At 52.3% G+C, this 24,751-nt stretch carries 24 protein-coding genes; 19 read left to right on the top strand and 5 right to left on the bottom strand.

Going from position 1 to position 24,751, the window contains the following annotated elements:
* The 12 genes from NST04_RS20135 to NST04_RS20080 all read left to right on the top strand — a co-directional run bounded on the left by NST04_RS20135 (position 1) and on the right by NST04_RS20080 (position 14,585).
* The gene (locus tag NST04_RS20135; protein ID WP_341185824.1) at positions 1-744 is read left to right on the top strand and encodes a response regulator transcription factor; all 744 of its coding nucleotides are present in this window, start codon (positions 1-3) and stop codon (positions 742-744) included.
* Positions 741-1,772: a sensor histidine kinase gene (locus NST04_RS20130; RefSeq protein WP_341185823.1), complete on the top strand. Its 1,032-nt coding sequence runs from the start codon at positions 741-743 to the stop codon at positions 1,770-1,772. The genes NST04_RS20135 and NST04_RS20130 overlap by 4 nt, the downstream gene beginning before the upstream one ends.
* 71 nt (positions 1,773-1,843) lie before the next feature.
* The gene (locus NST04_RS20125; RefSeq protein ID WP_445667934.1) at positions 1,844-2,626 is read left to right on the top strand and encodes an ABC transporter ATP-binding protein; all 783 of its coding nucleotides are present in this window, start codon (positions 1,844-1,846) and stop codon (positions 2,624-2,626) included.
* Positions 2,616-4,574 carry an ABC transporter permease gene (locus NST04_RS20120; protein ID WP_341185821.1) on the top strand — a complete coding sequence of 653 codons (1,959 nt, stop codon included), beginning with the start codon at positions 2,616-2,618 and terminating at the stop codon, positions 4,572-4,574. The genes NST04_RS20125 and NST04_RS20120 overlap by 11 nt, the downstream gene beginning before the upstream one ends.
* 261 nt (positions 4,575-4,835) lie before the next feature.
* The gene (locus NST04_RS20115; protein WP_341185820.1) at positions 4,836-6,656 is read left to right on the top strand and encodes a cache domain-containing sensor histidine kinase; all 1,821 of its coding nucleotides are present in this window, start codon (positions 4,836-4,838) and stop codon (positions 6,654-6,656) included.
* The gene (locus NST04_RS20110) at positions 6,653-7,498 is read left to right on the top strand and encodes a response regulator transcription factor (RefSeq protein ID WP_341185819.1); all 846 of its coding nucleotides are present in this window, start codon (positions 6,653-6,655) and stop codon (positions 7,496-7,498) included. Before NST04_RS20115 ends, NST04_RS20110 begins: the two co-directional genes overlap by 4 nt.
* 475 nt (positions 7,499-7,973) lie before the next feature.
* Entirely contained in the window at positions 7,974-9,269 is a 1,296-nt protein-coding gene (locus NST04_RS20105; protein WP_341185818.1) for an ABC transporter substrate-binding protein, read from the top strand.
* Between the two features lie 85 nt (positions 9,270-9,354).
* Positions 9,355-10,239 (top strand): carbohydrate ABC transporter permease, encoded by an 885-nt coding sequence (locus NST04_RS20100; protein WP_340992968.1) that lies wholly within the window; start codon positions 9,355-9,357, stop codon positions 10,237-10,239.
* Between the two features lie 12 nt (positions 10,240-10,251).
* On the top strand, positions 10,252-11,079 hold the full coding sequence (locus NST04_RS20095) for a carbohydrate ABC transporter permease (RefSeq protein ID WP_341185817.1): 828 nt from the start codon (positions 10,252-10,254) through the stop codon (positions 11,077-11,079).
* A gap of 24 nt (positions 11,080-11,103) precedes the next feature.
* On the top strand, positions 11,104-12,711 hold the full coding sequence (locus NST04_RS20090) for a bifunctional metallophosphatase/5'-nucleotidase (RefSeq protein ID WP_341186806.1): 1,608 nt from the start codon (positions 11,104-11,106) through the stop codon (positions 12,709-12,711).
* A gap of 205 nt (positions 12,712-12,916) precedes the next feature.
* A complete protein-coding gene (gene fabD, locus NST04_RS20085) occupies positions 12,917-13,804 on the top strand; it encodes an ACP S-malonyltransferase (RefSeq protein ID WP_341185816.1) in 888 nt (295 codons plus the stop codon).
* Entirely contained in the window at positions 13,794-14,585 is a 792-nt protein-coding gene (locus NST04_RS20080; protein ID WP_341185815.1) for a 4'-phosphopantetheinyl transferase family protein, read from the top strand. Before fabD ends, NST04_RS20080 begins: the two co-directional genes overlap by 11 nt.
* 3 nt (positions 14,586-14,588) lie before the next feature.
* On the opposite strand, the gene NST04_RS20075 is transcribed toward NST04_RS20080, so the two are convergent.
* The 4 genes from NST04_RS20075 to NST04_RS20060 are packed head-to-tail and all read right to left on the bottom strand — an operon-like array spanning position 14,589 to position 18,957.
* Positions 14,589-15,386: an arylamine N-acetyltransferase gene (locus NST04_RS20075; protein WP_341185814.1), complete on the bottom strand. Its 798-nt coding sequence runs from the start codon at positions 15,384-15,386 to the stop codon at positions 14,589-14,591.
* 28 nt (positions 15,387-15,414) lie between these two features.
* The gene (locus NST04_RS20070; RefSeq protein ID WP_341185813.1) at positions 15,415-16,659 is read right to left on the bottom strand and encodes a beta-ketoacyl-[acyl-carrier-protein] synthase family protein; all 1,245 of its coding nucleotides are present in this window, start codon (positions 16,657-16,659) and stop codon (positions 15,415-15,417) included.
* A complete protein-coding gene (locus NST04_RS20065) occupies positions 16,656-17,942 on the bottom strand; it encodes a beta-ketoacyl synthase N-terminal-like domain-containing protein (RefSeq protein WP_341185812.1) in 1,287 nt (428 codons plus the stop codon). The genes NST04_RS20070 and NST04_RS20065 overlap by 4 nt, the downstream gene beginning before the upstream one ends.
* Before the next feature lie 4 nt (positions 17,943-17,946).
* Positions 17,947-18,957: an NAD-dependent epimerase/dehydratase family protein gene (locus NST04_RS20060; RefSeq protein ID WP_341185811.1), complete on the bottom strand. Its 1,011-nt coding sequence runs from the start codon at positions 18,955-18,957 to the stop codon at positions 17,947-17,949.
* Positions 18,958-19,154: 197 nt separating this feature from the next.
* Between NST04_RS20060 and NST04_RS20055 the strand changes: the two genes are divergently transcribed.
* The 6 genes from NST04_RS20055 (at position 19,155) to NST04_RS20030 (ending at position 22,915) form a co-directional block, all read left to right on the top strand.
* Positions 19,155-19,550, top strand: coding sequence for an acyl carrier protein (locus NST04_RS20055; RefSeq protein WP_341185810.1), 396 nt, complete (start codon positions 19,155-19,157; stop codon positions 19,548-19,550).
* Positions 19,551-19,556: 6 nt separating this feature from the next.
* A complete protein-coding gene (locus tag NST04_RS20050; protein WP_341185809.1) occupies positions 19,557-20,312 on the top strand; it encodes an SDR family NAD(P)-dependent oxidoreductase in 756 nt (251 codons plus the stop codon).
* Between the two features lie 70 nt (positions 20,313-20,382).
* On the top strand, positions 20,383-20,832 hold the full coding sequence (locus tag NST04_RS20045) for a hypothetical protein (RefSeq protein WP_341185808.1): 450 nt from the start codon (positions 20,383-20,385) through the stop codon (positions 20,830-20,832).
* Positions 20,813-22,042: a glycosyltransferase gene (locus tag NST04_RS20040; protein ID WP_341185807.1), complete on the top strand. Its 1,230-nt coding sequence runs from the start codon at positions 20,813-20,815 to the stop codon at positions 22,040-22,042. The genes NST04_RS20045 and NST04_RS20040 overlap by 20 nt, the downstream gene beginning before the upstream one ends.
* On the top strand, positions 22,029-22,451 hold the full coding sequence (locus NST04_RS20035; RefSeq protein WP_341185806.1) for a thioesterase family protein: 423 nt from the start codon (positions 22,029-22,031) through the stop codon (positions 22,449-22,451). The genes NST04_RS20040 and NST04_RS20035 overlap by 14 nt, the downstream gene beginning before the upstream one ends.
* Positions 22,448-22,915, top strand: a complete 468-nt coding sequence (locus NST04_RS20030; protein ID WP_341185805.1) for a hypothetical protein — start codon at positions 22,448-22,450, stop codon at positions 22,913-22,915. The genes NST04_RS20035 and NST04_RS20030 overlap by 4 nt, the downstream gene beginning before the upstream one ends.
* Here the strand turns inward: NST04_RS20030 and NST04_RS20025 are convergent.
* Positions 22,890-23,624 (bottom strand): SDR family NAD(P)-dependent oxidoreductase, encoded by a 735-nt coding sequence (locus NST04_RS20025; RefSeq protein ID WP_341185804.1) that lies wholly within the window; start codon positions 23,622-23,624, stop codon positions 22,890-22,892. The genes NST04_RS20030 and NST04_RS20025 overlap by 26 nt on opposite strands.
* Positions 23,625-23,723: 99 nt before the next feature.
* Between NST04_RS20025 and NST04_RS20020 the strand changes: the two genes are divergently transcribed.
* Positions 23,724-24,734, top strand: a complete 1,011-nt coding sequence (locus NST04_RS20020) for an NADP-dependent oxidoreductase (protein ID WP_341185803.1) — start codon at positions 23,724-23,726, stop codon at positions 24,732-24,734.
* Positions 24,735-24,751: the final 17 nt, after the last annotated feature.

The following is a 24,751-nucleotide window of genomic DNA, read 5'->3' as shown; positions in this document are numbered from 1 at the left end:
ATGATCCAGGAAACTGCGGGCTGCGGAGAGGTGAGCGAATTGTTCAAGATCATGATCGTCGAGGATGATATCAAAATCCGTACGCTGATGACTGATATCCTGCGCAAGTACAGCTATGAGGTGGTGGAGGTTGCAGATTTCCAGGCGGTGGAGAAAATCTTCGAGCAGGAAGCGCCGCAGCTGGTGCTGCTTGACCTGAACCTGCCCTACTATGACGGCTTCTATTATTGCCGCGTCTTCAGAAGAAAGACTACCGTGCCGATCATTATCATCTCCGCCAGGGATGAAGAGTCCAGCCAGGTGCTCAGCATGGAGCTGGGCGCCGATGACTACATCGTCAAGCCGCTGAATATTCAGGTGCTGCTGGCGAAGATTATGGCCATTTTGCGCCGCAATTACGGGGAGTACGCGGGCAAGTCCGAGCCGCTGCCGGAGCCGCTCCCCATTCATCTGGATGACCGCAATTTCAGCATCTCCTGCAAGGGCGCGGTGGAGGAGCTGAGCAAGAACGAATATAAGCTGCTGAAGAAGCTGATGGAGCAAAAGGATACCATCGTCACCCGGGAAGAGCTCCTGGAGGAGCTGTGGGACGATGTGCATTTCGTGGTGGACAATACGCTGACGGTCAATGTAACCCGGGTCAAGAGCAAGCTTGCGAGTCTCGGCTTTCAGGATGTCATCAGGGTCAAACGGGGCGTGGGTTATATTTTTGACACGTCGGTGATGGGAGGGACGCGTAAGTGAGTATCAGGCTGTTCCGGTCCTTTGCGCGCGACCATCTGTCCTTTACCCTTGTCTATTTCACGAGCCATGTGCTGGTCAGCGTCTACTGCTGTTTTTATGTCAGCAACAGCATTCAGCTTCTGTATCTGCTCAGCATTTATCTGTATATTTTCATCCTGTTCATGGGCTTCCGGTTCTTCCGCTACGTCTCCACCCACCGGGAGCTCCAGCGCTTGTCCGAGAATATCGAGATTGATGAGAAGGGCTTCTCGGCCGAACAGCAGTCTGCCATCCGGCTTATTCACCAGCTTCACCACAGCTATCAGGACCAGATCTATGAGGTCAAGGCACGGGCCGACAACACCCATAAGTTCATCTCCCAGTGGATACATAATCTCAAAACACCCTTGTCGGTCATCGACCTCATTCTCCAGAATTACAAAATGAATCCCACCGGCCATGCCCTGGCCCTCCAGCATATAGAAGAGGAGAAGGACAAAATTCTCAGCATGCTGAACCAGATGCTGAAGTTCTTCCGTCTGGAGCATTTCACCCGCGATTATAACCCGGGACCGGTCAAGCTGCTGGAATCGCTCCGTCATCTGATCAACAGCAAGCGGAACCAGTATATCTATAACAATGTGTACCCGGTGATTGAATGTGAGGACGAGCAGATCACGGTCATGACAGACAGCAAATGGAATACGGCGATGCTTGATCAGATTATCTCGAATGCGATCAAATACTCTGACTCCAGGGGAGAGGCCAAATCCATCTATTTCCGTCTTCAGCAGCAGGGCGAGCAGGTGGTACTGTCCATCCGGGATGAGGGGATCGGGATTGAGCCTGTAGATTTGCAGCGGGTCTTCCAGCCCTTTTTTACCGGGAAAAACGGACGTACCCATCATCAGGCTACCGGCATCGGCCTCTACGTCTGCTCGGAAATTGCCCGCAAGCTGGGCCACCGGCTCACGATTACCTCTGAAGTAGGTCAAGGCACCGAGGTGCAGATTTCGTATCTTTCAAAAATGAAAGACAATATAACTTAAATGGATGGATGTGGAAGCCCCGATTTCCTACAATAGAGCTACCGGAAAGAAATACGATGAATAGATGATTAATGGGAGATGAAGCTGTGAGCGTAGTACTGGAAGTCAAAGAGGTTAAGAAAGTATATGGTGTGCAAAACGGTGAGCATTCGACAGTGGCACTGGATTCCGTAAGCTTCAACGTAGAGAAGGGGGACTTCATCGGGATTATGGGACCCTCCGGGAGCGGCAAAACCACCTTGCTGAACATCCTCAGCGGAATCGGTAAGCCGAGCTATGGCGAGGTTCTGATCGGGGGCAAGAACATTACCTCCATGGATAAGAACCAGATGGCCCTCTTCCGCAGACAGCATCTGGGCTTCGTCTTCCAGGAATTCAACCTCATGGACAGCCTGACGCTGAAGGAAAATGTGATGCTGCCGATGATTCTCGACAAGCGCGATAAAGAGCATATGGAGTCTAAGAGCGAAGAAATCATGAAGCTGCTGGGCATCGATGAGATTGCCGGCAAATACCCTTACAACATCTCCGGCGGACAGCAGCAGAGAGTGGCGGTGAGCCGCGCGCTGATTAATGATCCGGACATTATTTTCGCTGATGAGCCTACAGGCAACCTGGATTCCAAGTCGTCGAATGCCGTGATGAAATGTATCGAGAAGATGAACCAGGAACGGGACAGCACCATTCTGATGGTTACGCATGATGCCTTCGCGGCCAGCTTCTGCAAGAAGATTATCTTCATTAAAGACGGTACGATCAGCATGGAGATTGTCAGCAGCGGGGTCCGCAAGGAGTTCTTCGATCAGATTCTCGACTGTCTGGCCATCATTGGAGGGGAAAGCAATGACCTTTAGAGACGTTACGATTAAAAATTTCAAGCGCAATGTCCGCAACTTCTTCTCCTACTTCATCTGCAGCGCCTTTGCGATCACGATTTTTTTCCTCTATGCTGCGCTCTTGTTCAATAAAAGCATCCGTGAAGGAGCGACGGAGGATGTCATCCAGATTGTCCTGATGCTAAGTCTGGTTGCGCTGACGCTCTTCTCCGTATTCTTCATCAACTATGCGCATTCCTCATTCATCAAGGCGCGAAGCAAGGAATTCGCCATCTTCATGTCACTCGGGATGCATAAAAATGATCTGCAGAAGATCATCCTGCTGGAGAATCTGATCATCAGCGTGTCCTCGCTTATCGCCGGAATCATCACGGGTGCGATCTTCTCCAGGCTGTTCCAGAACGTAGCGATCAATCTGCTGGATCTGCAAGGCGTAGCGTATTCACTCAGTGCAGCAAGCTTCATTGTTACTGCGGTTGTCTTTACGGTAATCTTCGCTGCCTCGCAGCTGATCTCAAGCGTCAAGGTCGGCAAGCTCGATATCGCAGACCTGATGAAGGATTCCCGCAAGCAGGATAATCAGGCGAAGGCAAGTGATGCCAAGCTTGGGCTGCTGGGGGTAGGGCTGGTTATAGCATCCATTCTCTTCCTGATCTTCATCTCGAACGCTGAGAGCCTGAATACCAACCCCTTCATGATTATCACCTATGTTCTGATGAGCTTCATCGGGATCTACATGGTGATCTCCCATCTCGGGAATACACTCATTACCTTCCTCAAGAACAAGAAATTCTACTACCGGCACATCCTGTCGATCACAGAAATCAGTCACAAATTCAATCAGAACAAACGGATCATGTTCATCCTGAGCATTCTTAGCGGAATGACGATCTTCCTCGTCGCATCCCCGTTCTCCTTACTGCAATTGTCAGAGAGCATCGCCGAGCGGAATAAATATGATGTGGAGTATATATCCGTTGCCGGTGTACATGTGCTGGAGAAAGAACAGCTGGAGCAGGTGCTGAAGACATCCGCTGAGCCGCTGAAGTCAATCCAGGAGACCCACTTCCTGAATCTGCGGATGAATCTGGAAGGCGATAAATACGATATCCTGAAGACGAAGCCGATCATCTCGCAGGAGATGTATAACAAGCTGACCGGGGAGAAGGTATCGGTGGGCGCAGGTGAGGCTCTTAACATTGTGACAGCCTGGGAGCCGGGTACCCACGGTATCGGAGAAGGAGAGAAGATCCAGTTCACCGACGGCAAGCAGACCTTCGATTACAAGGTGAAGGCCTCTTATCACGGCAACTGGTTTGCAACAGCCAGCTCGTATCCGACCAGCTCAGGAATCGTAGTGAGCAACGAGGATTACAAGAATATGGAGTCCAAGGTAGGTGCGGCGGCAACCGGAACTCATTATGGAATTGATTTTGCTGCCTGGAAGGGGACGGACGGGGTTATTCAAAAGCTTAAGGATACCCTGGATGCTACAGACAAGGACGGAAGCGGCAAGATGTTTGCCGTTGCATCCAAGGTGGATGCCTACAAAGCGCTGAAGAAGAACTATTCGCTCTTTGTATTCGTCACCTCATTGATCGGGGTATTATTCTTTGTTGCTGGCGGAATGGTGCTGTACTTCAAGCAGTATACCGAAATCGGGAACGCCACCATCTTTTTCAGGAAACTCTACAAAATCGGGATCAGCGACAAGGAGATCCGCTCGGTCGTCTCGGCAGAGCTGCTCATCACCTTCTTTGTCCCGCTGCTGCTTGGCAGCATCCTGGGCTATTCGGTCATCTATCTGATCACCCATGTGATGAGCGGATCGGACATCGCCCTCGAGTTCATGAAGAATACCACCATTGTTGTGGCGGTCTATATCGTGTTCCAGCTCAGCTTCTTCTTCATCACCAAACGCAAGTACAGCCAGGAGGTTGTCCGCAAGCTGACCCGTTCGGCTTAAATCCATTCGTTCGAATAGACAACTCAAAACAGCAGGCATTCCCCCCGTCATTGGAGAATACCTGCTGTTTCTTATGAAACAGAGGGATAAATCCCTTTTATCCCCTCTTCCAGCTGACTTCACGCGGAGGGGAGCTCAAGCTGTCATTCCATAGCTTTGGGGACAGCGGCTTTTCTGTTGTTGTAATTTGTGTATAATACATGTACAACCATACATGTAACGGAGGGAACGATGAAGCGGTTCATGCGATATCCATCCCTCTTGAAGAGGCTAAGGGCGGATCTGCCCTTTCTGTTCAGCGGCAGTATGCCGCTGCGGCGGAAAATTCTGCTAAGCAACCTCCTGATTGTCCTGCTGGCACTGGTGATTTTCATGGTCAGCATTCAGCGGATTGTCTTCAATCAGACCCTGGAGAGAACCACGGCAAGCTCACAGCAGGAAGTGAGACTGGTCAAGCAGTCGATGGAGACGGTGTTCCAGTCGGTCCAGAATTTCACGAAGTTCGTGCTGATCAATCAGGACACCCAGAAGCTGCTCAGCAGAGATACCGGTGACGGCAATGATGTGGCTGCACTGAAGTCGATCTACAATACACTGGCTGCAATGCTGGTGACCGAACCGAATATTGATTCTGTTATTATTGAATCCTTGAACGGCAACCTTTATTACACCTCCAATCTGACCGGAGTGACCCGGGAGAGTCTTGGAATCTATCCCCGGGCGGAGATTGATGCAGCCAGAGGCGGGGCGGTCTGGGCGGATTCGCTTACGCCTGCCTTTCTGTCCGGGATGAAGCACAAGAATATGATCAGTGTGGGCAGGGTCATTAAGAGCATGGAGAAGGGGACCCCGCTGGGCTATATCTATGTCAACATTGACGAGCGGACACTTGCCCGCCTCTATCATAATGAACAGAACCCGGAGAGCGCTACGCTGGTCATTAACCGGAACGGAAGAATCATCTCTGCGAATGAAGCCTTAAGGGTGAACCAGCCGGTCGCGGAGGCATCCCTTACGGATTGGGTCAAGTCAGTCTCACAAGGGACCCGGACCCAGGAGGTCGCCGGAGACCGTTATTTAGTATCCATGCAGAGTCTCGCTCCCTATGACTGGAAGATCGTCCAGCTGGTGACGATATCAGAGCTAACCTACGGGTACTGGAAAATAGCCCTGCTGCTGGCCGGGTTCGGCCTGATCAGCATCCTGTCAGCAGTGCTTCTGTCTATTCTGTTCGCCCGCCGGCTGACCCGGCCGCTCAGCCAGCTTAGCGAGGTGATAGTCGAGGTGGGCAGCGGGAATCTGGAGCGGCGCGCGGCCGCCGATTCCGAGGACGAGGTCGGCCGGCTGGGAGCTACCTTCAATGAAATGGTGGAGCGCATCCAGCGCCTGATGGTCCAGGTGGAGACGGAAGAGCAGACCAAAAGAATGCTGGAGCTGCGGCTGCTCTATTCGCAGATCAAGCCTCATTTCCTGTACAATACACTGGACACGATCCGTGCGATGGCAGTGATGTCGGGGGCGAAGGACATCAGCAAGATGCTGAAGGCGCTGGGTGAGTTCTACCGGATCTCGCTTAGCAACGGTCAGGAGCTGATAACGGTGGCCCAGGAGCAGAAGCATCTGGAGAGCTACCTCTATATTCAGCAGATCCGATTCCCTAAGCTGAACTACCGGATATCGTTCGGGCCTGGACTGGAGTCCTGCCTGGTGCCGACCATGCTGCTTCAGCCGCTGGTCGAGAATGCGATACACCATGGCATTAGAGGAATGGCGGACGGCGGCTGGTGTGAAATTACCTGCGCAACGGAAAGCACAGACGGACAGAATCTGCTGTGCTTCACCGTCCGTGACAACGGCAAAGGCATGAGCGAAGAACAGCAGCGGCTGATCTGGTCGGAGCATGACAGCGCGGAGAGATACAGCTTCGGACTCCGGAATATTCAGGACCGTATCCGCCTGCGGTTCGGAGCGGCTTATGGAATCCTGCTGTCTTCTGAGCCGGGCCGGGGCGTAGAAGTGAAGCTGCGCTTGCCGCTGCTTAAGCAGACGAACGAACAGGAAGAGGGGACAGTCAGACTATGAACACAGCACCGGTAGCCCGCGTCCTGATTGTGGATGACGAGTATTATTTCAGGCAGCTGCTGATCCGTCTGGTGGATTGGGAAGCCGCCGGGTTTGAGGTGGCCGCAGAAGCCGATGACGGCTCGGCCGCCTTGCAGATCATCGGGGAGCAGCATATCGATCTCATCATTACGGATATTGAGATGCCAAATATGAACGGGCTTGAATTCATCGGGGAAGTCCGTAAGCTGAATTCGGCGGCCAAGCTGATTTTCATCACCAGCTACGATAATTTCTCTTATGCACAGCAGGCCATCTCGCTTGGAGCGGACCATTATCTGCTGAAGCCCGTCGATGAGGATGCTGTCGAACAGGCTCTCCGCACGATCCGGACACAGCTGACGGAGAAATGGGAGGCAGAGCGCTATATCAACCGTCTCAGAATCAAGGCAGGTGATGTGCAGGAGTCACAGGCAGTTGATGCCCGTGCTCAGAGACGGCAGAGCAGCGGCACTGCCTTAATCAGCAAGACCATCGCCTATGTGACGGCACATTATGCCGAGGATACGTTGTCACTCCAGAGTACGGCCAGCGCCCTGTTTGTGAATCCGAGCTATTTAAGCCATGCGTTTAAGAAGGAGACCGGCGAGTCGTTTGTGGAATATGTGACGAACGTCCGTCTTGGCGAAGCCATGAAGCTGCTCAGCCAGGGGGCCTTCGAGGAAGAAGCTCCCGCACCCAAGATTGCGACGATAGCCCGGCAGGTGGGCTACAAGGACCCGTTTTATTTCAGCAAATGTTTCAAGAAACGTTACGGAATGACCCCGAATACCGTGTATAGCGGTAGCTATTCGGATACATAAAGAATAGCTATAGGCAGGGCCCGGTGTTTTACAGCCGGGCTTTTCTATGTTAAGAAATTATGATTTACCCGTCTGCGAATAGGTTTGTACGCGAATGTAATCAAAAAACCGAACACAATGGGTGCTGCTACGCCTGGAGGTGGTCCTCATTCTTCACAGCCAGTAACATTTATAGAGAAATGCTGCAAGAAGTGCAACAATGCTGCTCCTTACAAGCGGCCGAAGAGAGAAGGCACCCGCATCCTTCACCCGCTGGGTAATTTTGTTCCTGATTGCTTTTCTGTCGGTTAAAGTTAACCCTGTGTAAAGCTGCCGTTAACATGGGAACGCCCCGTAAATTGAGTGTAAACTTACCTGACACACCTAAAAATTTTACTGTTAAAACCAACATATCTCCATTCGTACACGGCGGTTCACTTGTTAAGATGATACCTGTAAGTCAAATCCCGAAATATTGAAAGGTGGTCCAACACAAATGTTCGGAAAAAAGCTTGGGGTAGTTGCAGCATCCATCGCGCTTAGCAGTGTAGTGCTTAGTGCTTGCGGAGGAGCCAACGGTAACGAAGGGGCAACTCAGAATCAGGATGCGAAAGCGGCGGAAGGCAAGGAATCTGTCTCCTTATGGATGTTCGATGCAGATCCGATGTATCAGGCTGCTGCCGAGGCTACCGCAGCGGAAGTCGGCGTGGATTTGAATTATGAGTACATACAGGACGAGACCTACAAGACCAAAATCAGTGTTGCACTGGCTGCCAATGAGCTTCCGGATGTATTCCAGCAGCATGCCGGGAAGTCCTACCGGACACCTGTACTGCAATCGAAAACGGTAGCCCCGCTGAATGATACCCTGGATTCTACAGGGCTTGGCGCGAAATTTCTGGACAACCAGCTGGTGAAAGAAGAAGACGGCAATATCTATTCCGTTCCTTCCAATATCAGCACAACCCTGGTCTTCTACTATAACAAAAAGCTGATGAGCGATCTGGGCGCTACGCCTCCTGCAACCTGGGACGATCTTCAGGCGCTGGTATCCAAAGCCGATGATAAAGGGATCATCCCTATCGCCCTCGGCGGCAAGGAAAGATGGCAGGGTGATCTGCTGTACAACCTGCTTGTAGCACGTCAGGACGTTAACGCCTTCGACAATGCGATTAAAGGCGATGCGAAGTTTACAGATGCTCCATTTGTAGATGCGGCGAAGCAGGTAGCCACCCTGGTAAGCAGCAATGCCTTCCAGAAAGGCTTCCTCGGCTCGGCTTACCTGGATGCCCAGGAGCTGTTCAAGAATGATAAGGCGCTGATCTGGATTGACGGCAGCTTCAACTTCGGCGCGCTGTCGAAGGCCATGGGCGATAATCTCGGATATATCGCTTTCCCGAAGACTGGTGCAGAGGATGTCTACAGTGCAACGATCGGCTTCCAGAACTCGGCGGCTCCTTACTCCTTGTTCGTGAACAACAGCTCCAAGCATCTCGACAAAGCCAAGGAATTCGCGATTAAGCTGTCCCTTAAGCTCAATGATGAGTTCGTACGCAAAGGCCTGCCGGGCTATGCGGCCAGCGAAGTGAAGTCGGAGTCGCAGAATGAGCAGCTCTCCGCTTATGCTACGGATATCAGCAAAACAGCCAAAACCCAGGCGATGTGGTTTGGCCTGCTGTCGGCAGATACAGGCCAGGAATACCGCGATATGACGCAGCAGCTCTATGGCGGCAATCTGACGCCTGAGGAATACACCGCCCAGCTGGAAACATTGCTTCGTTCGGCAGAGTAAGACGCGCTTTACAAATATAATAGGGGAAAGGCGATGCAGTCTCTTGGACCGCATCGCTTTTCTGCACTCTGATAGGTGGATAGTGATGGAAAGAGCGCTCTCGGATAAGAAATTAATCGCTTTGTTTCTAGTGCCAGGTTTAACCGTATTTCTGATCTTCTATTTCGTGCCAATTCTCATGACGGCGTATTACAGCTTCCAGGAGTGGGACGGAATTAACCCTATGGCCTTCGTGGGCCTGGACAATTACACCAAGATGTTCACCGCAGATAAAAGCTTCTGGAAGGCGGTATGGAACAGTGTGGCCTTCCTGTTGACAGGCGTATTCGTCCAGCTTCCGCTCTCGTTCGGCCTTGCCCTGCTGGTCTCCCGTAAAATGAAGGGACGCAAATGGTTCCGCAATATTTACTTTTTCCCGGTGGTCATGTCAACGACGATGGTCAGTCTACTGTGGGTCAAAATCTACGATCCGAACATCGGGATGCTGAACACACTGCTGGAAGCCGCCCACCTCGGCAGCTGGGCGCAGGCCTGGCTTGGAGATACCAAGACGGCTCTCTTGTCAGTCCTGATCGTAACAACCTGGCATTATGTAGGCTATAACATGCTGATCCTGTTTGCCGGTATCCAGGGCATCTCGGAGCAGTACTATGAGGCCGCGAAGCTGGACGGTGCTGTCGGCTGGAAGGCAGTCCGTTATATCACGCTTCCGCTGCTGTCTGATGTGCTGCGGATCTGTGTCGTGCTGAACGTGATTTACGCGCTCAAGACCTTTGAAAGTGTGTATGTCATGACGAACGGCGGACCGCTGCATTCCACGACAATGATTGCCCTGAAAATGTTCCAGGAAGCGTTCCTGAAGCAGAACTTCGGCTACGGCAGTGCGCTTGCCGTGTTCATGGTGCTGGAGTGTCTGATCATTGCCTGGGTACTCAATAAAGTGCTGACCCGTGAAAAAATTGAATATTAAGGAGGACCGGACATGCTGAAGACTACCAAAAACACAGGCCTCTATCTGCTGATGGGCCTCATTGCCGTCCTCCAGTTGTTCCCGCTCTACTGGCTTGTGGTAAGTGCATTTAAGGATAATTCGGAGATTATCGGCGGAGTGGTCTGGGCGCTCCCCACAGAATGGCGGTTTAGCAATTTCTCGGAGGCCTGGGTAAGCGCCAAGGTGAATCAATACTTTTTCAACAGTGTATCAGTTACGCTGATTACCCTCTTGTGCGTGCTGCTGTTCGCTTCGATGATGGCTTACGCGCTGACACGGATGAGATTCAAATATAACGGACTGATTCTGTTCATTCTGCTCATGGGAGTCATGGTGCCGATTCATGCTACGCTGATTCCGCTGTTCATGATCCTGAAGAATCTCGGTCTTCTCAGCTCGCGGCTGTCGATTATCCTGCCGTACATCGCTGTGAATCTGCCGATAGGCGTCTATATGCTGTCCGCGTTCCTGCGGAGCATGCCTAAGGAGCTGGAGGAGGCTGCATTCATCGACGGCTGCGGGGTGGTGAAATCCTTCTTCAAGGTCGTGCTGCCGCTGCTGAAGCCGCCGCTTGCCTCGGTTGCCATCTTCGTGTTCCTCGCCGTATGGAATGAGCTGCTGATGGCAGCAACCTTCATCCAGAAGGAATCGCTGCGTACGCTGCCGCTCGGGCTAATGAACTTCAGCGGCCAGTACAGCATTAGCTGGGGACCGCTGGCCGCGGCAATGGTAATCTCCACGCTGCCGATTCTGCTCGCTTATGTACTGTTCAGCGACCAGATGGAGAAGAGCTTCACCGCAGGCGCAATTCTGAAATGAAGAGACGGAAGAAGGGTGAACGAGATGATGGAACCGGCAGCAAGCCGTAACCAACGCAAGATCGTGATTATTGCTACCTCGGATGTTCATGGCAATCTGTGGGGCTACCGTTACGAAGACGGACTCGCTACCGTAAATGACGGGCTCGCCAGAGTAGCCGCTTATGTCCGGGAGCTTAGAGAGAGCGGGACGGAGATTCTGCTGATCGATAACGGTGACGTCTTCCAGGGAAATATGCTGACTGACGATGTCTACAATAAGCGGCCGGAGGACAAGCATCCAGTCGCGTTAGCACTTAATGCCATGGGCTATGCTGCGCTGACCTTGGGCAACCATGAGTTTAACTTCGGCCTTGGCCTGATTGAACGAATCAAGCAGGAGCTGAGCTTCCCGGTGCTCGCTGCGAATGTCTGGGACGCAGAAGGCAGACCCTTCGCAGAGCCATATGTGATCCTTGAGCAGCGAGGTATCCGGATTGCGGTCATCGGCCTGACGAATCCCAACGTTCCGCGCTGGGATGGAAATAAGGTTGAGGGCCTGAAGTTCGGCCATATGGCCGAGACCGCACAGGCGATAGCTGCCTCCCTACGGTCGGAAGGGAAGGCGGACCTGATTGTGATCAGCGCCCATGCGGGCATGGTTGCAGAATTCGATGAAGAGGGCGGCTCGGATGCCGCCGGACGGATTGCGGAGCTTGTTCCTGAAGCAGATGTGCTGCTGGTGGGCCATATGCATATTACCGTGAACCAGCGTATAGGCAATACCGTCATTGGAGGGCCGCGGGACCGGGGGAGGGAAGTCGTTCGCTTCGACCTGACGGTTGAGATGGACGGCGGACAGCCCAAGGTCGTGAACCGGGAGATCACGGTGGTGGATATGAGCGGCTGGGAGCCGGACCCGGAACTCTGCAGTCTGGTTGCCGGGGCGCATGAAGAGACTCTCCAGTTCATCGCCGAAGGCGGTGGTGGCTCTTCCATAGAAGGGGAGGACGGCATTCTGGGGTATGCAGCGGCCGATTTCCAGCCTGAAGAGACTGCCGGGCTGCCCGCCGGACGGGTGCAGGATACGGCGGTCATTACCCTGATCCAGCGCGCCATGCTGGAGGCCAGCGGGGCGGATGTTGCCGCTACAAGCCTATTCAACGACAACGCAGATCTGAAGCAGGGACCGCTGACGTATGCATATGTCTACCGCATTTATCCTTTTGACAATGTGCTGTATGTTGTTACCATCACCGGCAAGGAGCTGAAGGCTTATATGGAAGCCTCGGCGGCCCATTTCCGGCAGTGGCAGCCCGGGGACACGAATATCACTGCCGATCCTGAGGTGCCGAGCTACCTCTACGATATGTTCGCCGGGGTCAATTATCGGATCGACATCTCGCAGCCGGTAGGCAGGCGGATCATCCACCTGGCCTACCGGGGCAAACCGCTTGCCGATACGGACGAGCTGCAGCTTGCCGTCAACAATTACCGTTACAGCAGTCTATTGAAGGCCTCGGGACTGGTCAGCGCCGTGAAACACTGGGAGTCGGACTGCAGTGTCCGCGAGTTGCTGGTTCGCTACATCCGGGAGCGCCAGACGATTATACCGGAGGTAGATCATAACTGGTCTATTGTGGGGACGGATTAAAATAGTAAGTAGATCAGAGAGTCTGCAAGCAGGATTGCAGGCTTCTTTGTTTTCTTATAAAACAACCTTATTATCAACTTTATACAGCCTAAACATTCATTGACAGTTCATGAGCAGGTAGACGATAATTTAGTAGATTCATAGTATAAATTATGGAAGAAGCTTTAATTTCAAATAGGATAGAGCTTAGAAGGAGGCGGAGAGGATGAAGGCTTATCTATTTCCCGGGCAGGGTGCGCAGTTCGTCGGTATGGGCGGCATGCTGTTCCAGGAGTTCCCTGAATACACCGCAATTGCCGACCGGGTGCTTGGCTATTCGATTGAAGAATTGTGTCTGAGAGACAGCAGCAAGCAACTGGATAATACCGCCTATACACAGCCAGCCCTATATGTGGTCAATGTATTGTCCTGCCTGAAGGAGCTTCAGCAATCCGGGACAGCCCCTGATTTCGTAGCCGGACACAGCTTGGGTGAATACAGTGCACTGTATGCGGCGGGGGTGTTCGATTTCGAGACCGGACTAAGGATTGTTCATAAAAGAGGCGCGCTGATGAGCATGGCAACCGGCGGCGGCATGGCCGCTGTCATTGGTCTGCGGGAGGAAGACATCCTGCGGATTCTCGCGGAGCACCGCCTGGACAAGCTGGATGTAGCAAACCTGAATACGCCTACGCAGATTGCCCTGTCGGGACTTGCAGAGGATGTGGAGGCTGCCCAGGCGGCCTTTGAGCAGAACGGGGCTCTGGGTTATGTCATTCTGAATGTCAGCGGAGCCTTCCATTCGCGCTATATGCGCGCTTCGGCGTCACAATTCCGCGAGTTCCTGAGCCAGTTCCGGTTCGCGCCGCCGTCCATTCCGGTCATTGCCAATACGACTGCCCGGCCTTATCCGGTGGACAATGCCATTGATTATATGACCGAGCAGATGACCAGCAGTGTGAAGTGGACCGACTCCGTCCGCTACCTCATGGGCAGACATCCCGAAATAGAGCTGACCCAGATTGGCCCGGGACATGTCATCGAGCGCCTAGTCAGCAAAATCAAACGGGAAGCAGAGCCCCTGGACGCAGCCTGGATCATAGATGGGAAGTGAGTTGACAACGATGCAACATCCAGTCTTTGCAAGTCAATACGGAGCCTCACTCCAGCAGACAGTAAGAACAATGAGCCTGGAGCTGGAGAGCCCGGAGGCACCCTACCGGCTGAAGCTGAGCGTAGTCTCGCTGCCGCCGGAGGGCGATCCGCTGGAGTATCTGAACCAGGAAGAGAAGGACACGTATTTCGGCTTCCAGTATGCAAGGAGACGGAACAGTTACTTGCTTGGGAAGCTGGCAGCCAAGACCGCTGTGGCAGAGGAAGGCGAGGCGCTGTCCGGGATTCAGATTGAACACGGCATTCTATGCCAGCCGCTTGTGGCCGGAAGGAATCGGAAGATTACGATTACCCATTGCGATTCGCTGGGGGCGGCGGTCGGTTATGACCCGCGCCTGCTCGCGGGCGTGGACATGGAGCTGGTGGATGAGAAGGCGGCGGAGGCGATCCGGAGAATCACCAGCAGAGAGGAAGAGGCGCTGTTGCCGGAGCTGGCTGCTGCGACTGCGCTGACGCTGCTCTGGACGGCTAAGGAAGCGATGTCGAAGGTGATTCAGACGGGCTTCACCGTCCCCACCGAGCTGTTCGAGCTTAAGGCATGTACCTGCAGCGGCAGCGTAGTGATCAGCCAGTTCAAGAATTTCCCGCAATTTCAGGCGGTCTCTATCCTGCGGAAGGAATATGTATATACACTTGTCCTGCCTGCCAAGGTCCTGGCCGGTTCATCGGAAACCCGGCTGATCGAGGGGCTGGAGGGGCTGCTGCCGGATGGGGTGGGGTGAATTTTATTCACCCCATATTGGTGTGCCCAAAGATTCCAGGGTTTCTACAGCTTCATGAACCGGGAGATTGGTCATGCCGAATTCATTGTGCACAATATCCTGAATCTCCTGTATGGAATGCAGCTTCATTTGCTCTTGGCGCTCCTGATACCGGATGGTGAATGTATCATTTACAAGAGACAGCGAGCGTTGCCGGTCCGGCTGCCACAGATAGACCCGCAGGATGGTGGTGAACAAACGCTGCGGCTCATTACTCCAATGAATAAGCCGGTGAACTTCCGGCAAGTCTGCGCGCTCATAGGGACGAAATATCCAGTGATGCTGTTCTTTGCCTGTAATACCGTGCACCAGATGGAATTTAAGCTTGTTGCCCGGGTCAGGATACCCCATAACTCGGGAGTGGTGAATCGTAAGCTCATGCGGCTGGGAGATGTCCAGCGGATAATAGGTGGGATGTCCCAGTGCCACATCCGTATAATAGAGCCGGTCTGCGAGCTTCACGATGGTTGCCAGATGCGAAGCATATTTAATAGGATAAGCATCGTAGCCAAGCTCCTGCAGCAGCTTGCAGAAATAATAATTGCCCGTGTGGCACACGCCGGAGTAATCGAATCTGTACATATGATCCATGTAGACTTCCTGCGGAGGAAGGTAGAACTGCTGTTCCTCAAAGGTCTTAAGATAATGCAGCTTGGAGATATTCTCAAACGCTAGACGCGTCATCCGCGACCTGACTAAGCGCTGCAGATAATCCAGGCTGGGAGGCTCCACAACCATGCCGATCCGCTTCAAGTACAACATAGCCCATGCTGAAGGAGTTGCCATTTGTTTATCCTCGCTTATATTTAGCAATGACCAGAGACGCATTCTGTCCGCCCATGCCGAATGAATTGGTGAGGGCCATCTCTATGTCCGCAGGTTTCGATATATTCGGCGTATAGTTCAGGTCACACTGGGGATCAGGGGTTCTGTGATTGATCGTGGGCGGAATGAACCCGTTGCCCAGGCTAAGAATCGTTACCAGAGTCTCCATGGCCCCGGCGGCTGTCATCAGATGGCCATGCATCGATTTGGTGGAGCTGATGTCCAGTTGCCCGGCGAGGGCGCCGAAGACTGCCTTAATCGCTTCAGTCTCATGCTTATCGTTCTTGGGTGTCCCTGTACCATGCGCGTTAATGTAGTTGATGGCCTTCAGCGGCACTCCGGCATCCTCAATAGCCCGCTCCATGGACAGGATCATTCCCAGGGAAGACTCATGCGGGTCTGTGATGGAATAACCGTCCAGCGAGCTGCCATACCCCCGTATCTCCGCATAGATCGGCGCATGCCGGCGGAGTGCATCCTCTTCCCGCTCGAGCAGGAATAGAACCGAACCCTCCCCGATCGTGAAGCCGTTCCTGTTCAGGTCAAACGGGGAGCAATTCTCAGTGCAATCGTCCTTCGTGGGCTCAAGCGCACCGAGCCGGCAGAGGCGGGCCAGCGACATCGGGTCCAGCTTGGACGAGACTCCCCCGGTTATCACCGCATCGGCATCCCCGGATCTCAGCATAAGCATGGCGTCGCCAATCGCCTGCGCGGATGCAGCGCAAGTGCCGAAATTCGCTATACTTGGACCTCCTATACCAAAATCCCGGGCAGCATGATAGAACATATAAGATGGATGATTAGCGAGCAGTGTCTCAAGCTCCATCGGCTCTGATGGGGGCTGCTCTGCATTACCATAAGCGTACAGATACTGGAGATCCTCAGGAGAGGAGGTATTGGGGTCTGTGCCTACGATTAAGCTGATGCGTTCGGGAGCATAGAACCTTCCCGGACCGCCGGTTTCCAGAAGCTCCTTCACACAGGAGTAGAATAGCTTGAATATAATATTGCCGGCAACAGGGTACTGTACCCGGTCCAACGCCGAATCGTCAATCATAGCTGCATGTTTAACAGGCAGGCTTCCCACCTGATACCGTTCAATCGGCCTGATTCCTGAATGACCCGCTTTAAGATGGGTGACTATGGATTCCAGTTGGTTGCCCAGAGGGGTAATCGCGCTTATTCCGGTTACTACAATTTTACTTCTCATCGCGTGTGATTGCCCCCTTTCCCAAGAATGATAGCACTGTAAGCCCCGCCCGGTCCTGCACTGTTCACGACAGTCCGTTCAATATCCATGGCTGCTTTCTCCGCGCGGACCCATTCCAAGCGGCTGTCAGAGGGCGCAGATGTGTGGTTCAACGGCACAGCGGTTTGGCTGATCATCGATTGCACCGCCAGGATCACGTCGAGCAGACCGGATACGGGACCGAGATACCCAAGATAGCCCTTCAACGCAGCAGCGCTTACGCTTGAGCCATTCCACACGGCAGAGATACCCTCAAGCTCAGCATCATCCCAAGCGGCAACAGACGGTGCGTTGCACATCATCAGATCAATGTCATCCGGGACAAGCTTGGCACGCTCCAGCGCCAGATTCAGGGTGTTGGTGAAGCCTGTCCCCGACAATCCAAAGTAAGTCTCACCAGGAATGGTCAGGCTGGACCCGCCTTGGATTCTGGCAAGTATAGGGCGGCCATTGCTTAGGGCAACTTCTTCCCTTTCCAGAAAAATAGCGCCCGCGCCCTCACTCATTAGCGTGCCGGAAGAATTCGGACTGAAGGGGGTGACCAGCTCTTCAGGATTCTCCCGTGCGGCCGTGCTTCTGACGAATCCAGTCTCCAGCCACCACCTGAATTCATGGGCGCTGAAGGGACTGAAGGAGGCGGAGACCATGGCTTGGTCAATCCGCCCGGTCTCAATGGCCCTAGCCGCAGACAGGAGGGCCGTTACGCCTCCGCAATCGCTATTACAATACAAGTTGCCGGGTCCGTGCGCTCCGGTGGTTTTGGCAATGAAGTGCGAGGGGACCGTGGTTAATTGCTTCACGCCGCTTAAGGGAGGAATCCGGTGCAAGTTATCCCCCAGCTGTGAAAAATCCATGGCTCCAGCCCCGCCGCTGCTGCAGATCGAACGAATGATCTGCAGCGTCTCAGGGTCCAGATTTACCGGATGATTGGCCACATAGACCGCACAATTCATAGCGTTATTCTCCAGACTTGCGATCAGTCCATAGTCATTCAGCATCTGATAGGCGGCCTTCATCTGCAGCTTGTTGTATCTCAGCATCATGTTAGAGCCGGAAATGCCCAGGTCTCTGATACTGAAATCCGGAATTTCACCTCCGATGGTGCATCTGCAGGCGGATGCATCGAATAAGCTAATGGCGCTGTAGGCTGTTTTGCCTTGGAGCATGGCTTCATGGATATCCCCGGGCGTATGGCCCAGTGGAGTAACACAGCCCATGCCGGTTATAACAACGGATGATTTCATGGGATTATACAACTCCTGTCGTTGCTGTATGGGCTTCGGGTAGCCAGTACCGTTCATACCAGTCTACGGTTTGGCGGATTCCTTCCTCCAGCGGAGTCTCTGCTGACCACTGAAGAATCATCTTGGCCCGCTCAGGGGAGAGATGCTGGTGCAGAATTTCCCTGCCGTTCTGAACTTCATAGTGCGGTTCAATATGCTCCAGATTCATCGTGCGCTGAATAAGGGAGGTAACCTTCTGGATCTCCCACAGCTTGCCGGTCCCGAAGTTAAATACATGCTCTCCGTCCTGATCTGCTTCATAATGGTACATGGCCATATAAGCCTGGACCAAATCCTTGATGTAGAGGAAATCCCGCATATAGGTTCCGTATGAAGAGATTCGGATGACAGGCTGAAGCTTGCCGTATAGCCGCTGTATAGTCCCGGGAATAAGCCTGCGGAAGTTCAGATCGCCTCCTCCATAAATATTGCCGAAGCGCCCGACCACAATAGGCAGGCTGAAGCTGTGTCTGTAGCTCTGGGAGATCAGATCGGAACAGGATTTCGAGGCGTCGTAAGGATTCCTGCCCTGAATGGGCATCGCTTCGTCATAAGGGAGAATGGGGCTGTCACCGTATACTTTATCACTGGAGGCAATGATGATTTTGGAGATCTGGTCCTTGTGAATCCGGCAGACCTCCAGCAGATTGTAAGTACCCTTCACATTAGTCTCGAACGTCTGCCAGGGGATCTGGTATGCCAAATCCTGCATGGATACGGCGGCCAGATGAAAGACGGTGTTAATTCTTTCGTCCGTGATAGCGCGTTCAATTAGGTGGTAGTCGGTAATTGAACCATAGTAACAGCGAATTTCCTTGTCCAGCCCCATTTGGGCAAACGGGCTTCGCGGGTTGAGCTCACTCAGGATAGAGGTTAGTTCAGCACCTTGTTCAAGCAAATGTTGAGTGAGCCATGTCCCTACGAATCCTGATGCACCTGTAACCAGCGCACGGCAGTCCGATAAAGCGCTCTTCATTGACATAACCTCCTACAAATCGACTGATAGATTACTAGGATAAAACATCCATTTTTGCCGATAATAACTCACTATGAAAATAATTTCAATAGTAAATAACACTATCTTTAACTCTTTTATCGCCAAAAAAATCATTGCTATTAATAGAAAATTATGTATACAATAACAAAGAAATCTATTCTTCGCGGAGGTGCGTTATGGATCAAACCATTTACAGCAAAGTGAAAAAATTGTTGCAGGATGTCCTTGATCTGCCAGAGGCTCAAATCATGCCGAATACTTATCTTTACAGAGATTTAAATCTGGAAAGTGCAGAGACGCTGGAGCTAACGTTCATGCTTGAACAGGAATTTGGCATCAAGATCGACAGCCAGGAATTCTGGAATTTGCCCAATGTGATTGCCAACCGGGGAATGTTCAGCGATGGCCGGCTGTCTCCGGAAGCCGTCTCTTCTGTACGGCAATATTTCACTGTATCGGATGAGGACCTCTCGGCGCTTGCCAGTCCCTATGATCTGTTCCATTATCTGACGGTGGAGAATATGGTAGATTTCGTATCCGCCAAGTTAGAGAAATCGGAGAATAGGGTGTGACCGGCCGTGAAGATTGATTTCTCGGGCAAAGTAGTCATTATTACCGGAGGAAGCAGAGGCATCGGGCGGGGACTGGTTACGCATTTCGCACGGGCTAACGCGACCGTATACTTCACCTATTTATCCAGTGAAGATCAGGCAGCAGCAGTTGTACAAGAGTGCAGGGAGCAATACGGGGCGGATGTCACCGGCCTGAGAGTGGACGGGAGATCTAAGCCTGATGTGGAGAGCTTTATGGATACGGTCTGGAAGAATCATAAGCGCATAGATGTTGTAGTTAATAATGCTGCCTGGATTCCAAGAGGCCTGTTCCTGCAAATGAGCGAGCAGGATTGGAGCGAGGGAATCAGCGCCAACCTGAATTCTGTCATTGCCTTCTGCTCTTCGGCTATCAAATATATGATTCTGAATAAATCGGGATCGATCATCAATATTTCATCCCGCTCGGCACTGCAGCCCGGGCGGGGCCAAGCAGTATACACAGCAACCAAAGGTGCAGTTGAATCGCTAACCAAGGTACTGGCACTGGAATACGGTTCGTATAACATCCGTGTTAACACTATTGCGCCCGGACTAATCGAAACCGATGTCGTAAATACGATGCAAACCGGGGTCAAGAAGAAGATTATGGAACGCACGCCCCTTGGAAGAATGGGCACCGTAGACGATGTCAGTCATGCGGCGCTGTTCCTGGCCAGTGATTATGCCTCATACATTACAGGCACCCAATTGCCGGTGACCGGAGGAAGACATTTGGATTAACTTTGGCGGGTAAGGGATGTGAAGCTGCTTGCGGTATATGCAATTGGTATCTTTTACAAGAGTGGGCCCCATGGAGGCAGAGTCCTGCCAGGTTCTACAGCCCCGTGAGGATGTCTTTGAAGCGGAATGCGATACAGGATTGACGGTGCCATTCTATGTTCTGCTTGAGTCCGTATTCCAGACTGCAGGCAGGCTTGCGCGTGAAGTCACCCATAACCGGCATGGGGCCGGAATTGTTAGCTTCAGTAATTTTGTGTTTAACCGGCCTGTGTTTCAGGATGAGCAAGTGACCTATTATGCCAAGCTATTATCGGTCAATGAGGAGAAGCGCAGCTTTTTCTTCCGGATTACGATTTCCGCAGAGGGGCAGTTGATTGTGCCTGACGGGAGATTAATCACGAAGCAGGAGGATGTGATCTCTACTCATAGCTTGAATAACAACATAAGGCTGAATGCAGAAGACGGAATGAACCTGCTCAGATGGAAGAGGGGGGACGAACGTGTGGATCTGGATTTTTAATATTGTGATGATGTCATTATTTCTGGTGCCGGGATTTCTTGCTGTTTATTTTATACTGGAGAGGCAGCGCTCCCGCCGGACAATAGCGGCCAAACCGCCTTATCATCCTAAGGTTACCGTGCTGCTTCCCTTTCGCGGGCTGGACTATAACTTTGAATCGACCTTGCGTAGTCTTGCCAGCCAGCAGTATGCCGGGAACTATGAAGTGCTCGCAGTTACTTCGGAGGAGAACGGAGGAGGGGAGGAGCTGGTTCATCAATATGCGGCGCAGTCACCACGGATTCATCTGGTGAAGGCATCTCATTCCGAGGTCTCCCGGCACCGGAGCGATAAGGTGAATAATCTGTTAACTGGCATAGCGCATGCATCCAAGGATACCGAGGTCTATGTGTTTATTGATTCGGATATCGTGCCCCAGAGTACCTGGATTGAACAGATGGTACAGCCGCTGCAGTCCGCTCATGTCGGCCTCACCACCGGCAGCGCATGGATCGTATCCAAGAGCAAGAGTGTGCTGGCCCTGGCGGCAAGATACTGGGATTTCCTGGCGACCACTATGATCACGTTTCCCGTGACCCGTTTTGCCAGAGGTTTTTCTTTTGGGATACGTAAAAATGTGTTTGAACAGATCGGGATGAAATCCATCTGGTCAGAGGCCTTTCATGATAACTTCACCATTTCAGATGTAGTAAGGAGAGCGGGATTCCGCATCCAATACGTTCCCGATTGCTTAGTACCGGAGCATTTCGATATCCAAGGCTTCGCTTGGGTGAAATGGGTGAAGCGCCAGGCCCTGAACACGAAGGTAAATTACAAGCGGTTATGGGCGTTTGGCTTCTTCCTAGTGACGATGCCGCGGTTATTGGGAGCGATCCTGTTCCTGGTTGCCCTCGGGTTCAGAATAGCAGGCAATGTCCCTTCCTTGCTGTACATCTTCTTGTATTGGCCGTTGTTGCATATAGCAGGGGCCACTCTTGTTGTGGCCGCCGTATCCCGGGACGCTTCGCAGATTCCAGATTATCGCCCGTCGTTTATCCGTATAGCCGTGCTGGTGCTCGCTTCATTCGTATCTGTGGTGTATTGCATAAGCTCGCTGTGGGCCGTGATTTCCAACAAAATGGAATGGAGAAACCTCGTCTATCATCAAAAAACACCATTTACTACCGTCGTAACGGGAGAAAAGGGGAGGAAGCAGGATGCTGGACAATGAGGCCTATTCGGTGATCCATCGACGGATATATTTCAAGAACACCGACGCCGGCGGGGTGGTCTATTTCGGTAACGCCTGTGAGTTTATTGAGGCCGGCTGTACCGAATGGTTCCGGACACATGCCCTTTCCCTGAAAGAGATGCTTGACCAATACCGCATTTTTTTTGTGATGAAAAAAGTTGAAATTGATTTTCTGCACCCGGTCTACTATGACGAGTTCATAGAGATCCGAACGTCCGTGAAGCGAATCATGCATTATTGGATTGATTTTCACACCGAAATCTGGGTGGATCAGGATAAGCGTTATACTGCGGAGAACCGGATGGTTCCGGTCGATCTGTTGAGCAAAGCACCTGCGCTCATTCCTGAGGAAGTATACTCCGCTGCTAAAGGAGCCTGCAGAATATGAGATATATTTTTATGGATGAAATCACTGCTCTGACGGCTGACTCTATTTCCGGGAAGAAGTATGTCTCTTTGAATGAAGATATCTTCCGGGATCATTTTCCCGAACAGCCTGTGCTGCCTGCGGCGCTGATTACGGAGTCTATCATTCAATTATCGAGGTTGTTCACGTGGATCAACAGCGATTACCGCTGTTCGCTGATCCCCATAAGCTTTGAACGGCTTAAGTTTTTGCGGATGGTGTCGCCGCCGGACATTCTTGGGGTGGAGCTTACCTTTGAGAATACCGGCAGCGAGGGGGACATGAAGGCGCGGGCAAGAGTAATGTGTAAGGAGTCAGAGCTTGTCTGTGAAGGCTCCGTTCTTTTCCGGGAGGTCCCGCTGGATGCGCTTCACCGGGAGGAGCGCTGCCGGTCCCTTACCGGAATTCTAACCCGGAATCTCAGTTCAGGTGTGAGCCGCCCGTAACCAGCAGATCTGCTCCGGTGATGAAGCTTGCCGCTTCGCTCCCCAGAAAAGCAGCAGCATGACACACATCTGCAGCGTAACCTGCCCGTTGTAACGGTATCTTGCGGACATCTTCCTCGGTGACCCGTTTCGGCTTCTCGGTGACAATCAGACCGGGAGAGATGGTGTTGGCCCGGATGCCAAAGGCTCCATATTCAAGGCAGAGCGATTTGGTCAGGGAATCGACGGCTTGCTTAGTGGAGGAATAGGCAGCTTGTCCCCGGACCGGGTGACCGGCGCAGACTGTCGATATATTGATGATGCTGCCTGATTTTTGCCTGATCATATAGGGGAGTGCGGAGGTACAGTGATGCACCACACCCATCAGATTGGTCTGAAGCGAGGTATTCCATAGCTCGGTGGTGGTGTTGCCGAAATCGGCTCTCCATATGAACGCGGCATTGTTAATCAGAAGATCAATCGCCTGATGCTGCTGCCAGACATCCGAAGTAAATGCCGCAACCTGTTGGTCTGACCCCGCATCGACCTGTACCCCAACCGGTTGCGGCCCTTCGGCTGAATCGGCAATGACAGGCTGGAACCGTTCAGCAGAGAGATAAGTATAGTACACCTTAGCTTTCATCGCACTAAATGACTGCACAAGCTGACGGCCGATGCCCCGTGAACCGCCTGTAATCAGAACGATCTTACCGGTATAATCGAAATCCATAATGAACGCCTCCCTGTCTGATCTGTTATTATCATATGTAATTAGTGGATATATTGCAATATAATACTATATTATATATTAAAAGGAATTGATGATGTTATGCCCTCTCTAACAAATACTAGAATTGTAATGTGCCAGCGGCCTCAGGGCATCCCGCAGCAAGAACATTTTCGGCTGGAGACGGTTGAAGTTCCGGCCCTGTCGGAGGGAGAGGTACTTGTGAAGAGCGCCTATCTGTCGGTTGACCCGTACATGCGGGGCCTGATGCGCCGCAGCAAATCCTATATGGATTCCTATCAGATCGGGGAGATTTTTGGCGGGGCGGGTATTGGCGAGGTAGTGGAGAGCCGGTCATCCGGTCTTCAGACAGGAGAGAGGGTATGGGGCATCCTGGGCTGGCAGGAATATAGCGTACATAGGGCCGGACAATTATTGAAGATGGACCCGGACATCCAGCCGGCTACAGCTTACTTGAGCATTCTGGGTACCCCTGGACTGATCGCGTATTTCGGTCTTGCGGACGTATGTAAGCCCCGCGAAGGCGAGACCCTTGTAGTATCCAGCGGGGCAGGGGCCGTCGGCGCAGCCGTTGGCCAAATCGCCAAAAACATCTATGGCTGCCATGTCGTTGGCATTACCGGCTCGAATGAGAAGGTTCGCTATTTGAAAGAGGAATTGGGCTTCGATGAAGCGGTCAATTATCGCTTGGATCACAATCTGCGTATCGAATTGATGAAGGCATGTCCTCATGGAATTGATATGTACTTCGATAATGTCGGGGGAGATATCTCCGATGCCGTTTTCGGTCATATCAATGATTACGCCCGGATCGCGGTCTGCGGCCAAATTGCGCTCTATAATCTCGTCAGACCAGAGGCAGGCTCCCGGATTTTGCCGGCAGTTCTTCTTCACAGGGCGATGGTTAAGGGTATACTGATTGCCGATTATGAAGACCGTCTTACGGAAGCCAGGCTGGAACTGGGGAGATGGCTTAGGGAAGGGCAGTTGAAATGCCCAGAGACCATCACTGAGGGGCTGGAGAACACTATCGGTGCCTTCATTAATTTGTTCAGCGGCACGAATCCGGGCAAACAACTAGTACGGATCTAATCTGAAAAAAGGAAAAT

Origin of the sequence: Paenibacillus sp. FSL H7-0756, assembly GCF_038006765.1 — a bacterium.
GTDB lineage: Bacteria > Bacillota > Bacilli > Paenibacillales > Paenibacillaceae > Paenibacillus_AQ.
The sequence above is the reverse complement of the archived record's forward strand: the minus strand, read 5'-3'. Positions and strand labels throughout refer to the sequence as shown.

Excerpts from the sequence above, each read along its gene's own strand:
- NST04_RS20100 (WP_340992968.1), top strand. The coding sequence starts at position 9,355 with ATGGAAAGAGCGCTCTCGGATAAGAAATTAATCGCTTTGTTTCTAGTG.
- NST04_RS20080 (WP_341185815.1), top strand. The coding sequence starts at position 13,794 with ATGGGAAGTGAGTTGACAACGATGCAACATCCAGTCTTTGCAAGTCAA.
- NST04_RS20090 (WP_341186806.1), top strand. The coding sequence starts at position 11,104 with ATGATGGAACCGGCAGCAAGCCGTAACCAACGCAAGATCGTGATTATT.
- NST04_RS20125 (WP_445667934.1), top strand. The coding sequence starts at position 1,844 with ATGGGAGATGAAGCTGTGAGCGTAGTACTGGAAGTCAAAGAGGTTAAG.
- NST04_RS20025 (WP_341185804.1), bottom strand. The coding sequence starts at position 23,624 with ATGGATTTCGATTATACCGGTAAGATCGTTCTGATTACAGGCGGTTCA.
- NST04_RS20065 (WP_341185812.1), bottom strand. The coding sequence starts at position 17,942 with ATGAAATCATCCGTTGTTATAACCGGCATGGGCTGTGTTACTCCACTG.
- NST04_RS20055 (WP_341185810.1), top strand. The coding sequence starts at position 19,155 with ATGGATCAAACCATTTACAGCAAAGTGAAAAAATTGTTGCAGGATGTC.
- NST04_RS20045 (WP_341185808.1), top strand. The coding sequence starts at position 20,383 with ATGGAGGCAGAGTCCTGCCAGGTTCTACAGCCCCGTGAGGATGTCTTT.
- NST04_RS20075 (WP_341185814.1), bottom strand. The coding sequence starts at position 15,386 with ATGTTGTACTTGAAGCGGATCGGCATGGTTGTGGAGCCTCCCAGCCTG.
- NST04_RS20030 (WP_341185805.1), top strand. The coding sequence starts at position 22,448 with ATGAGATATATTTTTATGGATGAAATCACTGCTCTGACGGCTGACTCT.
- NST04_RS20105 (WP_341185818.1), top strand. The coding sequence starts at position 7,974 with ATGTTCGGAAAAAAGCTTGGGGTAGTTGCAGCATCCATCGCGCTTAGC.
- NST04_RS20035 (WP_341185806.1), top strand. The coding sequence starts at position 22,029 with ATGCTGGACAATGAGGCCTATTCGGTGATCCATCGACGGATATATTTC.
- NST04_RS20070 (WP_341185813.1), bottom strand. The coding sequence starts at position 16,659 with ATGAGAAGTAAAATTGTAGTAACCGGAATAAGCGCGATTACCCCTCTG.
- NST04_RS20095 (WP_341185817.1), top strand. The coding sequence starts at position 10,252 with ATGCTGAAGACTACCAAAAACACAGGCCTCTATCTGCTGATGGGCCTC.
- NST04_RS20135 (WP_341185824.1), top strand. The coding sequence starts at position 1 with ATGATCCAGGAAACTGCGGGCTGCGGAGAGGTGAGCGAATTGTTCAAG.
- NST04_RS20020 (WP_341185803.1), top strand. The coding sequence starts at position 23,724 with ATGCCCTCTCTAACAAATACTAGAATTGTAATGTGCCAGCGGCCTCAG.
- NST04_RS20110 (WP_341185819.1), top strand. The coding sequence starts at position 6,653 with ATGAACACAGCACCGGTAGCCCGCGTCCTGATTGTGGATGACGAGTAT.
- fabD (WP_341185816.1), top strand. The coding sequence starts at position 12,917 with ATGAAGGCTTATCTATTTCCCGGGCAGGGTGCGCAGTTCGTCGGTATG.
- NST04_RS20120 (WP_341185821.1), top strand. The coding sequence starts at position 2,616 with ATGACCTTTAGAGACGTTACGATTAAAAATTTCAAGCGCAATGTCCGC.
- NST04_RS20060 (WP_341185811.1), bottom strand. The coding sequence starts at position 18,957 with ATGAAGAGCGCTTTATCGGACTGCCGTGCGCTGGTTACAGGTGCATCA.